This window comes from Chryseobacterium caseinilyticum, from assembly GCF_014837145.1.
In the GTDB taxonomy this organism is placed as follows: Bacteria; Bacteroidota; Bacteroidia; order Flavobacteriales; family Weeksellaceae; genus Chryseobacterium; species Chryseobacterium caseinilyticum.
In genome coordinates this window covers 89,178-101,707 of record NZ_JACYFS010000007.1, presented here as the reverse complement: position 1 = coordinate 101,707, position 12,530 = coordinate 89,178, and the positions used below count along the sequence as shown (strand labels likewise).

The window sequence follows — 12,530 nt, the reverse complement described above, 5'->3', positions numbered from 1 at the left end:
AAAAGACCGGCATTGTCCGGTCTTTTTTTTATTTTTGAACTATGGAAAGCAAGCAAAAACTCGGGTTGATCGGCCGGAACATCTCCTACTCTTTTTCAAAAAAATATTTTGAGGATAAATTTCAAAAACTGATGATTAACAATTATTCGTATGATATTTTTGATCTTCATAATATAGATGAGGTTGAAAAGCTTTTCGCTGATCCCAAACTGCTTGGTTTTAATGTCACCATTCCATTTAAAGAAAAAATTATTGATTATCTGGATGAATTAAGTGATGAAGCTGAAAAAATCGGTGCCGTAAATTGTGTTAAGGTCGAAAACGGAATTAAAAAAGGATACAACACCGATGCAACAGGTTTTGAAAAGACCTTGCTCCTCCATATAAAACCACATCACAAATCTGCCATGATTTTAGGTAACGGCGGTGCTGCAAAAGCTGTAAAATATGTTTTAGACAAGATGCAGATTCCTAATATTAGCGTTGCACGAAGTTCTCATGAATTTAATTTTAAAAATATTTCAGAAGAAACAGTGCGAAATCATCAGTTAATCATACAGACAACGCCTGTAGGAACTTATCCGAACATTGATGACTGTCTTGATTTTCCATTTGGCGGAATCACTGGCCTCCATTTGATTATCGACCTGATTTACAATCCAAATTACACCAGATTTATCATAAACGCTTCCGAAAAAGGTGCAAAAACTGCCAACGGTTTTTATATGCTTGAGCAACAAGCAGAAAAAGCATGGGAAATTTGGAGTAATCAAAAAAAATAGTATAAATTAGTGCTCTGTTATGCTTTTTAGGCAATTTTAAAAGATAACCGTACCAAAACACATAAAAGATTTGCTATGACTACAGAAAATAACTTTTCTGACAACGAAGAAAAGAACATCCAGGAAAACGTGGAAGAAACTACAAATCCTGTTCAGAATGAAGAAACTTCACCTGTCGAAGAAAACGATCATCACGACGAACCGGAACAGGAAGAACTGAATCTTGCAGATGCCCTTAAAGAGATGGAAAGCATCATCAACAGTCCGTCGGCGGGTGAGCAGCACAAAAGATTTAACTTCCTGAAAGAAAAAGCAAGTCATTTCATTCACGACGAGGTGGAAGATAAAAGGCATGAGCATACTGATGCGGGAAATCCGTCAGAGCATTTCAGCTATCATCATCCGCAGCAGTCGAAATTCAATGCTTTGGTGCATATCTTCAAAGAAAAGCATGACGATTACCAGAAACATCAGGATGAGGAACAGCATAAAAACCTTGCCCACAGACAGGAAATCATTGAGAGATTAAAAAATCTTTATACCAACTCTGAACCTGGCGTCAATCTTTTTAAATCTATCAGAGAGATTAAGGAAGACTGGTCAAATTCCGGACAGGTTGCCAAATCTGAATTCAAAATTTTAAACAATAATTATTTTCATCATCTGAATCAGTTTTATCAGATGCTTGATCTTAATAAAGAATACATGGAGCAGGAATATGCTCACAATCTTGAAAAAAGACAACACATCATCGACCGTGCAAAGGAGCTGGAAAACGAGCCGGTGATTCAGAAAGCACTGAACGAACTTCAATACCTTCATAAACTCTGGAAAGAAGAAGCAGAGCCGGTGGCAGAAGAATTCCGTGAAAAAACATGGGAAGAATTCAAAGAAATTTCCAATAAAATTCACGAAAGAAAATCTGAACTTTCTGCGGTAATCGAATCTGAGCAAAATGCCAATTTAGAAAAGAAAAACAGCATTATTGAGGAGATTAAAAAACTTTCGGAGCCTGGCGAAAATCCTAATCATAATTTCTGGCAGAATGCGATCAGAAAAGTTGAAGATCTGCGTACAGAGTTTTTAAAAACCGGTAGCGTACCTCGTAAACTTTCAAACCAAAACTGGAATGATTTTAAAGTAACGCTCAGAACTTTTAATACACAGAAAAATTCTTATTACAAGTCTTTAAAGGGATCACAGCAAAGCAATCTTGATGAGAAACTGAAGCTGATACAAACTGCAAAAGACAATATGAACAGTGAAGACTGGGAAATCACCGTTCCGCTTTTCAAAAAACTTCAGGAAGACTGGAAAAAAATCGGTCATGTACCTAAAAGTATGACCAATAAAATCTGGGAAGACTTCCGTGAGGCCTGTAATACTTTTTTCAACAATTACAGAGAAAAAAGCAATGTTTCCAACGACAACTGGAAAGAAAACTACAAAACCAAAAAAGCTTTGCTGGAAGATCTTAAAATGGTTACCGACGAGGATGGAAGTGTAGAAAAAATTGAAAGCATCAAAACTGCGTGGAATAATATCGGAAAAGTGCCGAGAGACAAGATTGGAATCAATTCTGAATTTAATAAAGCTTTGAGAGAAAAACTGAAACTGAATAAGATGAACGAACTGGAACTGAAAGAAGAAGGTTTATCTGAAAATCAGCTGACAGACAAGGCCAGAAAAATCAAAACCCAGATTTCTGAACTGGAAGGTGAAATTGTAAAACTGGAAAATAACCTTTCATTCTTTACGAAGCCATCCAGAGAAAATCCTCTTCTTGCTGAAACTTACAACACTTTAGACAGCAAAAAGGCGCATCTGGAAACTTTAAAACAGAATCTGCACAGCATTATCAGCGGTGAATAATTACTGAAAAACTTGATACAGGCGGAGCAAAGCAATTTGTCTTCGCCTTTTTTAATTTAAAAATGAACGACGGATTTTATATTCAAAGATGCATTGAGCTTGCAAGAAAAGCTTTTGGAAAAACCTATCCCAACCCCATGGTCGGAAGTGTGATTGTACATGAAGGCAAAATTATTGGGGAAGGCTATCATCAGAAAGCAGGCGAACCGCATGCTGAAATTAACGCCATCAATTCTGTAAAAAACAAAGAGCTCATTCCTGAATCTACAATCTATGTTTCTCTGGAACCCTGTGCTCATTATGGTAAAACGCCTCCGTGTGCTTTAAAAATCGTTGAACTCGGTTTTAAGAAAGTCGTAATCGGAGCCATGGATTCTCATGACAAAGTGAACGGAAAAGGAAAAAAAATCATTCAGGATGCAGGGATAGAGGTAGTTTCGGGAGTTTTGGAAGATGAATGTACAGATTTAAATAAGAGATTCTTCACTTATCACGAAAAGAAACGTCCATACATCGTCCTCAAATGGGCAGAATCTGCAGACCGTTTCATGGATAAAGATTTTAAACCCACCCAAATCAGTAACACACTTACAAAGCAGTTTGTTCATCAGCTCAGAAGCAGCGAACATGCTATTCTGATCGGCACGATGACTGCGCTCAGAGATAATCCGAGCCTTACAACGCGTGAAATCAGCGGAAGAAGTCCGGTAAGAGTATTAATTGATGTAGATCTGAAAGTTCCGCAACACTACAATATCTTCAATGACGAGGCAGAGACTTTGGTTTTCAATTCGGTAAAAAGTGAGGAAGATGGAAATGTGAAATTCATTAAAACTTCGAGGGAAAATTTAATTCAGAATCTGCTGACCCAACTGCACGAACGCCAGATTCAGTCGGTGATTGTAGAAGGCGGCGGCTTGGTTCTTCAACAGTTTATTGATGCCGGCCTTTGGGATGAAGCGATTGTTATTAAAAACAGCAATTTGATTTTAGAAAATGGGACAAAAGCTCCGAAATTCGGGAATAAAGCTTCTGATATTCAGGATTTCAGAGATAACGTTATTGAATTTCATTTTAATAAAAATTAAGCAGGAAGCCTAATGTTGCACGAGTATAAAACCATTTCAAAGCCCATCGAAAATATCCTTTTGAAAGAAAAAGGAAGTAAGTTCATTGGATATGCATTTCCTGTGAACAGTGAAATGGAACTGAAAGGTGCTCTGGAAAAAATCAGACTCGAACATCCCAAAGCGACACACCACTGTTATGCTTTCAGAATGGGCTTAAATGGAGAAAACTACCGTGCGAACGACGATGGCGAGCCTTCCGGAAGTGCAGGATTACCAATTTACAATCAGCTTCTGGCCAATGAAATTACAAATGTTCTCGTCATTTCTGTCAGATATTATGGTGGAACAAAACTTGGCGTTTCAGGATTAGTGAAAGCTTATAAGGAATGCGCAAAAATCACTCTCGAAGAAGCTGAAATCATCATAAGAGAACTGGAAACTGAAATCACAGTTCAGTTTAATTTTGATCAGCAGAATGTAATTTTCACACTCCTCTCAAAATTTGATGCTAAAATTTTAAATTTTGAAACTTTTGAGAAATGCGAAATCAGAGCTTCAATAAAATTGGCAGAGAAAGAAAACATTTCAGAAAAATTATCTGAAATGCAGCATGTTTCTTTTGAATTTTCGGATGTATGATTTCGGATAAAAGCGTTAAACACTTCATTTAGACACAAAAAAAATCCCGGACAACAATCCAGGATTTCTATATTTTAATTTACAGTTTTTTAATCTCTTCTTCCACTCATCAAAAGTGATGCGAAATATAAAAGTTGCGCCAAAGATCCAATAGCCGCCACCAAATATGTTCTTGCTGCCCATTTCAAACTGTCTTCCACACCAACATATTCCTGTGCAGTCACGGTACCAGTATCTTTCAGCCATTTCATTGCCCTGTTGCTGGCATCGTATTCTACAGGAAGTGTAATAAACGCGAACAGAGTCGTGAGTGCAAACATAATTACACCGACAAATAAAAGAATTCTGTTGCCGCTCATTGCCATAAGCAAGATACCTCCCATGATTACAAACTGCATCAGGTTTGAGCTGATGCTTACCACAGGAACCAGCTTTGATCTCAGTTGCAGCATAGAATATCCGACTGCATGCTGTACAGCATGACCACATTCGTGAGCTGCGACAGCCGCTGCTGCTGCATTCCTCTGCATATAAACCGCTTCTGATAAATTTACCGTTTTATTTTCCGGATTGTAATGATCTGTCAGCTGTCCGGGAACTGAAATTACCTGAACGTCATGAATCCCGTTGTCATACAGCATCTTCTCAGCAACTTCTTTTCCCGAAAGTCCGTTGCTGAGTCTTATTTTTGAATAATGTTCAAATTTTGATTTTAATCTCGAAGAAACCCACCAGCTGATAAGCATCGAGATCCCGATTATAATGTAATATCCTGTCATTTTTACTTTAAATTTCAATCTAAGATTAGGATTAGAAGATGTAAAAATTGTGCCAAAGTTTAAGCAATATTTAATTATATTTGTGGTTCTATTTACCCGAAAACTATGTCTGAAGTTTCCATTTTTGAAGTAAAAACGCCAGAAGATTTAAAGAAATTTGTAAAGTTCCCGATGGATCTTTACAAAAACAATCCCTATTACGTTCCATCCTTTATTAAAGATGAAATTAATGTCTGGAATCCGAAGGAAAATCCGGCACTGAGTTATTCGGAAGCGAAACAGTTTTTAGCAAAAAAAGATGGTAAAATCGTTGGAAGAATCGCGGTGATGATCAATCATAAGGAAGAAAAGGAACTCGGCATCAGAAAAGTACGTTTTGGATGGATTGATTTTACAGACGACAGAGATGTTTCAAAAGCTCTGATCGATACTGTGATTGATTACGCAAAATCTCATCAGATTGACAAAATCGAAGGTCCGATGGGCTTCACAAACCTCGACAAAGCGGGAATGCTGACATTCGGTTTTGAAAAAATTGCGACAATGATCGGAATTTACAACCATGAATATTATCACCGTCATATTGAAGAACTTGGGTTGGTAAAGGAAAAAGAATGGGTGGAATTTGAAATGAACTTCCCAAAAGTACTTCCTCCGAAAGTAGAAAAATTCAGCTCTCTGATTGCTGAAAAATACAACTTGAGAGTTTTGGATTTCCAGAGCAAGGAAGAAATTTTACCTTATGTAAAACCGATGTTTAAACTGCTTGACGAAACGTACAAACATCTTTCCACCTACACTCCTATTACAGAAGAACAGATCAAAACATACAAAGAAAAATTCTTTCCGATGATTGCCAAAAACTACGTAATCTGCGTGGTTGATGAGCATGACGAACTGGTTTCTTTCGCTGTGACAATGCCCTCCTACTCCAAAGCGTTACAAAAATCTAAAGGCAAACTTTTCCCGTTTGGATGGTGGCATTTTATGCAGGCTCAAAAGAAAAATGACCGTGCCAATTTCTACCTGATAGGAATTCATCCTGAATACCAGAGACGTGGCATAACGGCTATTATTTTTAAGGAAATATTTGTCCGTTTCAACAGTATGGGAATTGATTTTGCAGAAACAAATCCTGAACTGGAAGAAAACAAAAGTGTACAGCTCCTGTGGCAGGATTACAACCCCGTGAATCATAAGAGAAGAAAAACCTATTCATTACAGTTTTAATATGAAACCACATCTCATTATATTCGGAATTATGATTGCAGGTTTCATTGCATACAATCTTTTCTTCGCCGCCACAGACGACAGAACGAATACGCTGATCAATATTATTTACGCAAGTGTTCTCTTCGGATATATGGCTTTTATGGCTTTCGTAGTGCTGAAAAAAATGAGGAAATAATCCCTATTTTTAATAATTCTAAATTATGGTTTTTCTCCATAATGAAACGACTTTTAGCGTGATTAATTTCACGCTTTATTGTTTATTGCCTAAATTTGCAACTTGAGATAATAATGTAAAAATGAATTTACCAGAAAATTACATTCCGATCCTTATTCAAGCGGGTGTAGCCGTAGGATTTGTAGCGATTTCGCTCCTTGGCGCACACTTTTTAGGACCAAAACAGAAAAAAGGAAATTCTGTAAAAAATCAAAGCTGGGAGTGCGGTGTACCTGTGGAAGGTAATGCAAGAACTCCATTCTCGATTAAATATTTTCTTACTGCAGTGCTTTTTGTACTGTTTGATATCGAAATCGTATTTTTTTATCCTTATGCCGTAAATTTCAGAGAATTCGGATTCGAAGGTTTCCTTGCGGTACTTACATTCGTTGCTATTTTCTTCCTTGCATTTTTCTATGTGTGGAAGCGTGGCGCTTTGGACTGGGATAAATAAGCAATCATCATTTTAAATAAGAGATTTAGATAAACACAATCAGATTAAAGTTAACATTAACGGCAATTTGGAATCTAAATTAGAATGTTAAAAATCAACAAAATGTCAGATCAAAAACCAATTATAAGAACAGATGCACCCGCTCCCGAAGGATTTGAAGGAGAAGGTTTTTTCGCAACAAAACTGAGCAGTGTGATCGGTATGGCAAGAAAGTTTTCACTTTGGCCATTGCCTTTTGCAACTTCTTGTTGTGGTATCGAATTTATGGCGACGCTTAACCCAACGTATGACGCATCACGTTTTGGTATGGAAAGAAACTCTTTCTCACCAAGACAGGCAGATATGCTGATGGTTTGCGGAACTATATCTAAAAAATTAGGCCCTGTTTTAAAAGAAGTATACACGCAAATGGCTGAACCGAAATGGGTTGTTGCTGTTGGTGCATGCGCTTCCAGCGGTGGTATTTTCGACAGCTACTCTGTTCTACAGGGAATTGACAAAATTATTCCTGTGGACGTTTATGTTCCTGGATGCCCGCCAAGACCGGAGCAGATTATTGAAGGGGTTATGCAGGTTCAAGCTTTGGCAGAAAGCGAAAGCATCAGAAGAAGAGATACTCCTGAATATCAGCATTTATTAGACTCTTATAATATTAGCAACTAAGAGAATGACGAACGAATTTGTATTAGAAGCCATTACAAGAGAGTTTCCTGAGACGGTAATTACCAGCTCAGAGCCTTACGGAATGCTGACGATTGAAGTTAAAAAAGAAGACCTTAAGAAAGTAGTTCATTATCTGAAAGACTCATCATTGGAAATCAATTTCCTTACAGACGTTTGTGGAATCCATTACCCGGAATTCCCAGATAAGGAAATCGGTGTGGTTTATCACTTACAGAATATGATGACGAACTTCAGATTACGTCTGAAGATTTTCATGACAAGAGAAAATATCGAGGTAGACTCTCTGACTGAACTGTATGCAGGAGCCAACTGGATGGAAAGAGAAACTTTTGATTTCTACGGAATTAAATTTAAAGGTCATCCGGATCTCAGACCTATTTTAAATATGGAAGATCTTGGATACCACCCTATGTTGAAAGAATATCGACTTGAAGACGGTACCAGAACCGACAAGGACGATGCAATGTTCGGAAGATAATATAGCCAATGGCGGATGGCAGCTAGCCAATAGCCAGAAGCAAATAGCTAAAAGCAAATATTATGAAAGATAACTCATTATCTAATATACTTAACCAACACGAAAGTAAAGAACAGATTGACGGGCAGTTATACACCCTGAATCTTGGTCCTACTCACCCTGCAACACACGGAATTTTCCAGAATGTGTTGACGATGGATGGAGAAAGAATTCTTCATGCTGAGCAGACCGTTGGTTATATCCACAGAGCTTTTGAGAAAATTTCTGAAAGAAGAAACTATTCTCAGATTACTACTCTTACAGACCGTATGAACTACTGCTCGGCGCCTATCAATAACTTAGGATGGCACATGACGGTTGAAAAACTTATCGGTATCAAAGTTCCAAAGCGTGTAGATTATATGCGTGTAATTTTAATGGAATTAGCTAGAATCGGTGATCACCTGATCTGTAACGGGGTAACCGGAATGGATGCAGGTGCTATTACAGGATTGACGTATATGTTCATCGAAAGAGAGCGTATTTACGATATGTACGAGCAGATTTGTGGAGCAAGGATGACCACCAACATGGGAAGAATCGGAGGTTTTGAAAGAGATTTCACTCCAAAATTCCATGAGTTGCTTAAAGATTTCCTAAAAACTTTCCCGGCAAGATTTGCAGAATTCGGTCAGTTGTTGGAGAGAAACAGAATATTCATGGACAGAACCATTGGTGCCGGAGCAATTTCTGCTGAAAGAGCTTTAAGCTACGGATTTACAGGTCCGAATTTACGTGCATCAGGTGTTGATTATGATGTAAGAGTTGCGGAGCCTTATTCTTCTTACGAAGATTTTGACTTCATCATTCCAGTAGGAACTGCAGGCGATACTTACGACAGATTTATGGTTCGCCAACAGGAGATCTGGGAATCAATCAAGATTATTAAGCAGGCATACGAAAATCTTCCAGAAGGACCTTTCCACGCAGATGTTCCGGAATTTTATCTTCCAGAAAAGGCAGATGTTTATCAGAAAATGGAAGCGTTGATCTACCACTTCAAAATTGTAATGGGTGAAACTGACGTTCCTAAAGGAGAAGTTTACCACGCAGTAGAAGGAGGAAACGGAGAATTAGGATTCTATTTGGTAAGCGACGGTGGTAGAACGCCATACAGACTGCACTTCAGAAGACCATGTTTCATCTATTACCAGGCTTATCCTGAAATGATTACAGGTTCTGTGATTTCAGACGCCATCGTTACGATGTGTAGTATGAACATTATTGCGGGAGAATTAGACGCGTAAAATTGTATAAAGTATAATGTACTGATGTACAATGTACTTGAAAATATAAACAGTAAATAATTACCCAGTACTCTGTACTTTGTATATTTTACAACTTAATAGTTCCCAAAAGAACTTTTTAATTAAAATAAATTTAGAATTGAGCCTTTGAATCTCAAATTTCAAACCTCAAATTTCAAATCAGATAAAGATGAGCGAAACAATAGCTTTTAAACCGGAAAGTTTACAGCAGGTCCATAAAATCATGGCAAGATACCCTGAGGGAAGACAAAAATCTGCTCTTCTACCTGTGCTTCACATTGCGCAGAAAGAATTCGGAGGTTGGTTAGACGTTCCTGTGATGGATTATGTTGCTGAATTATTGAGTATTAAGCCAATTGAAGTATATGAAGTTGCTACTTTCTATACCATGTTCAATATGAAACCGGTTGGTAAATATGTTTTGGAAGTTTGCAGAACCGGACCCTGCATGGTTTGCGGAAGCGAAAAAATATTAGACCACATCAGAACAAAACTGAACATAAAAGACGGTGAAACTACTGCCGACGGAATGTTTACCCTGAAGCCAGCTGAATGTCTTGGTGCATGTGGATACGCTCCAATGTTACAGTTAGGAAAGTTCTATCACGAAAATTTAACGATAGAAAAAGTAGACGAAATTCTTGATCTTTGCAGAGAAGGACAGGTTGACTTGGGTTAAATAAATTTTAAACTAATTAAAAAAAGCATAAGCTGTCGCACTGAGCTTGTCTAAGTGTAAGGCCAAAAGCCAGCAGCTAAATGCTAAAAGCATAATTAAAAATGAGTAAAAAACTTTTACTTAAAGACGCACACATAGAAGGCATCCGCTACTTTGAAACTTACCGTAAACAGGGAGGTTACACGGCAGCAGAAAAGGCCTTGAAAATGACACCCGAAGAAATTCTTGAAGAAGTAAAAGTTTCAGGTCTTCGTGGTCGTGGTGGTGCAGGTTTCCCAACAGGAATGAAATGGAGCTTTCTGGCAAAACCGGAAGGTGTTCCGAGACACTTGGTAGTAAATGCTGACGAATCTGAACCGGGAACTTTCAAAGACAGATATCTAATGGAATTTCTTCCTCATCTTTTGATTGAGGGAATGTTGATTTCATCTTATACTTTAGGTTCAAATGTTTCTTACATCTACATCCGTGGTGAGTATTCATGGATTCCGGATATTTTGGAAGAGGCAATTGAAGAAGCTAAAGCCGCAGGATTTTTAGGTAAAAACATCTTAGGAACAGGTTTCGATTGTGAAATTTATGTTCAGAGAGGTGGTGGAGCTTATATCTGCGGTGAAGAAACGGCTTTACTTGAATCCCTTGAAGGAAAAAGAGGAAACCCAAGATTGAAACCACCTTTCCCAGCTGTAAAAGGACTTTGGGAAAGACCAACGGTTGTTAATAATGTTGAATCGATCGCAGCAATTGTTCCGATCATTGACATTACCGGTGCAGAATATGCAAAAATCGGTGTTGGAAGATCTACAGGTACAAAATTAATTTCTGCCTGCGGAAACATTAATAAGCCGGGAGTTTACGAAATCGACATGACCATTACGGTTGAAGAATTTATTTACTCTGATGAATATTGTGGCGGAATTCCAAACGGTAAAAAGTTGAAAGCTTGTATTCCCGGAGGAAGTTCAGTTCCGATCGTTCCGGCAAACTTATTACTGAAAACCGTAAACGGTGAACCCAGATATATGAACTATGAATCTCTTGCTGACGGTGGTTTCGCTACCGGAACAATGATGGGTTCAGGAGGTTTTATTGTATTGGATGAAGACCAGTGTGTTGTAGAACATACCATGACTTTGGCGAGATTTTATCACCATGAAAGTTGCGGACAGTGTACTCCTTGCCGTGAAGGAACGGGATGGATGCACAAAATTTTAAAGAAGATAGAAAAAGGAGAAGGAAAAATGGAAGACATCGATTTGCTTTGGGATATCCAAAGAAAAATTGAAGGAAACACCATTTGCCCGTTAGGTGATGCAGCAGCTTGGCCGGTTGCAGCAGCAATCCGTCATTTCAGAGATGAATTTGAATGGCACGTGAAAAATCCAGAGTTGTGCTTAACACAAAACTACGGGTTGGCCAATTATGCAGACCCTATTCCGGCTGCAGCAAGTAATTAATAGAGGTGAAATTTTGAAGAAGATAATTGCTGTAGGCCTTTTGTTGTCGAATTTTGTGTTTGGGCAGGTTACTACAGAAAAAAAAGATATCAATCCTTTTAAAAAAGGATCTGTAATGGCATTCTGGGGTTGGAATCATGCTAAATATTCCAAATCAGACATTCATTTTAAAGGAGACGGTTACGATTTCCAGCTGAATGATGTTGTGGCCAATGACAGGCAGACAAAATTTTCCTGGGGAAAATATTTTAATCCTGGAAGCATTACGATTCCTCAGGTAAACTACAGAATAACCTATTTTGCAAAAGATAATCTCGGGATTACTTTGGCAATGGATCATATGAAATATGTGATGTCTCAAAACCAGACTGTAGATTTTAAGGGGAACATCAGTGATCCGAAATATGCAGGAATGGTCAGTAACGGAACTGTAGATCTGCGTGGAGAAGATTTTCTTACGTTTGAGCATACAGATGGTTTGAATTATATCAATATCGGAGCACAGAAATATCATAATGTCTTAGACAAAAAAAATATAGATGTTTTTGTAAGTTACGGAGGAGGAATTGGTGCATTACTGCCAAAATCCAACGTCCGTCTGATGGGAAACGAGAGAAGTGACAGATTTCATCTGGCAGGTTTCGGAACCGATATCAGAGCAGCAGTTTCTGTGGTTGCAGTGAAACACATTGTTTTGCAGGCCGAAGGAAAATTAGGTTACATCAATTTGCCTGATATAAAAACAACCCTGAACAATAAGCCCGATAAGGCTTCTCAGGATTTTGTGTATGCACAGTTCAATTTCGGAATTGGATATACATTTAATACAAAAAAGTATAACTAAAATATAGCTTTAAAGCTTTAACAGCTTAAGCGAAAAGC

General features: G+C 38.0%; 14 protein-coding genes. 13 read left to right on the top strand and 1 reads right to left on the bottom strand.

Annotated elements, in window-relative coordinates:
- Positions 1-41: 41 nt before the first annotated feature.
- From IC610_RS17210 to IC610_RS17195, 4 genes are all read left to right on the top strand, one after another.
- A complete protein-coding gene (locus IC610_RS17210) occupies positions 42-782 on the top strand; it encodes a shikimate dehydrogenase family protein (RefSeq protein WP_191737938.1) in 741 nt (246 codons plus the stop codon).
- 75 nt (positions 783-857) lie between these two features.
- Positions 858-2,654: a DUF349 domain-containing protein gene (locus tag IC610_RS17205; protein WP_191737937.1), complete on the top strand. Its 1,797-nt coding sequence runs from the start codon at positions 858-860 to the stop codon at positions 2,652-2,654.
- A 62-nt stretch (positions 2,655-2,716) separates the two neighbouring features.
- Positions 2,717-3,742, top strand: a complete 1,026-nt coding sequence (ribD, locus tag IC610_RS17200) for a bifunctional diaminohydroxyphosphoribosylaminopyrimidine deaminase/5-amino-6-(5-phosphoribosylamino)uracil reductase RibD (RefSeq protein ID WP_191737936.1) — start codon at positions 2,717-2,719, stop codon at positions 3,740-3,742.
- 12 nt (positions 3,743-3,754) lie between these two features.
- On the top strand, positions 3,755-4,363 hold the full coding sequence (locus tag IC610_RS17195; protein ID WP_191737935.1) for an IMPACT family protein: 609 nt from the start codon (positions 3,755-3,757) through the stop codon (positions 4,361-4,363).
- 89 nt (positions 4,364-4,452) lie between these two features.
- Here the strand turns inward: IC610_RS17195 and IC610_RS17190 are convergent, their stop codons facing one another.
- Complete coding sequence (locus IC610_RS17190) at positions 4,453-5,142, bottom strand: zinc metallopeptidase (protein ID WP_056075217.1); 690 nt, start codon at positions 5,140-5,142, stop codon at positions 4,453-4,455.
- A gap of 105 nt (positions 5,143-5,247) precedes the next feature.
- Between IC610_RS17190 and IC610_RS17185 the strand changes: the two genes are divergently transcribed.
- From IC610_RS17185 to IC610_RS17145, 9 genes are all read left to right on the top strand, one after another.
- On the top strand, positions 5,248-6,372 hold the full coding sequence (locus IC610_RS17185) for a GNAT family N-acetyltransferase (RefSeq protein WP_191737934.1): 1,125 nt from the start codon (positions 5,248-5,250) through the stop codon (positions 6,370-6,372).
- A gap of 1 nt (position 6,373) precedes the next feature.
- Positions 6,374-6,550, top strand: a complete 177-nt coding sequence (locus IC610_RS17180; protein WP_191737933.1) for a hypothetical protein — start codon at positions 6,374-6,376, stop codon at positions 6,548-6,550.
- A gap of 121 nt (positions 6,551-6,671) precedes the next feature.
- Positions 6,672-7,043, top strand: a complete 372-nt coding sequence (locus IC610_RS17175; protein ID WP_056074660.1) for an NADH-quinone oxidoreductase subunit A — start codon at positions 6,672-6,674, stop codon at positions 7,041-7,043.
- A gap of 102 nt (positions 7,044-7,145) precedes the next feature.
- Positions 7,146-7,706, top strand: coding sequence for an NADH-quinone oxidoreductase subunit B (locus IC610_RS17170; RefSeq protein ID WP_047447216.1), 561 nt, complete (start codon positions 7,146-7,148; stop codon positions 7,704-7,706).
- A gap of 4 nt (positions 7,707-7,710) precedes the next feature.
- A complete protein-coding gene (locus tag IC610_RS17165) occupies positions 7,711-8,205 on the top strand; it encodes an NADH-quinone oxidoreductase subunit C (protein WP_056074661.1) in 495 nt (164 codons plus the stop codon).
- Between the two features lie 62 nt (positions 8,206-8,267).
- A complete protein-coding gene (nuoD, locus tag IC610_RS17160; RefSeq protein WP_191737932.1) occupies positions 8,268-9,491 on the top strand; it encodes an NADH dehydrogenase (quinone) subunit D in 1,224 nt (407 codons plus the stop codon).
- A gap of 190 nt (positions 9,492-9,681) precedes the next feature.
- Positions 9,682-10,191, top strand: a complete 510-nt coding sequence (locus IC610_RS17155) for an NADH-quinone oxidoreductase subunit NuoE family protein (RefSeq protein WP_047447219.1) — start codon at positions 9,682-9,684, stop codon at positions 10,189-10,191.
- A 101-nt stretch (positions 10,192-10,292) separates the two neighbouring features.
- Positions 10,293-11,648, top strand: a complete 1,356-nt coding sequence (gene nuoF / locus IC610_RS17150) for an NADH-quinone oxidoreductase subunit NuoF (RefSeq protein ID WP_056074666.1) — start codon at positions 10,293-10,295, stop codon at positions 11,646-11,648.
- Between the two features lie 10 nt (positions 11,649-11,658).
- A complete protein-coding gene (locus IC610_RS17145; protein WP_191738021.1) occupies positions 11,659-12,492 on the top strand; it encodes a hypothetical protein in 834 nt (277 codons plus the stop codon).
- Positions 12,493-12,530 lie beyond the last annotated feature (38 nt).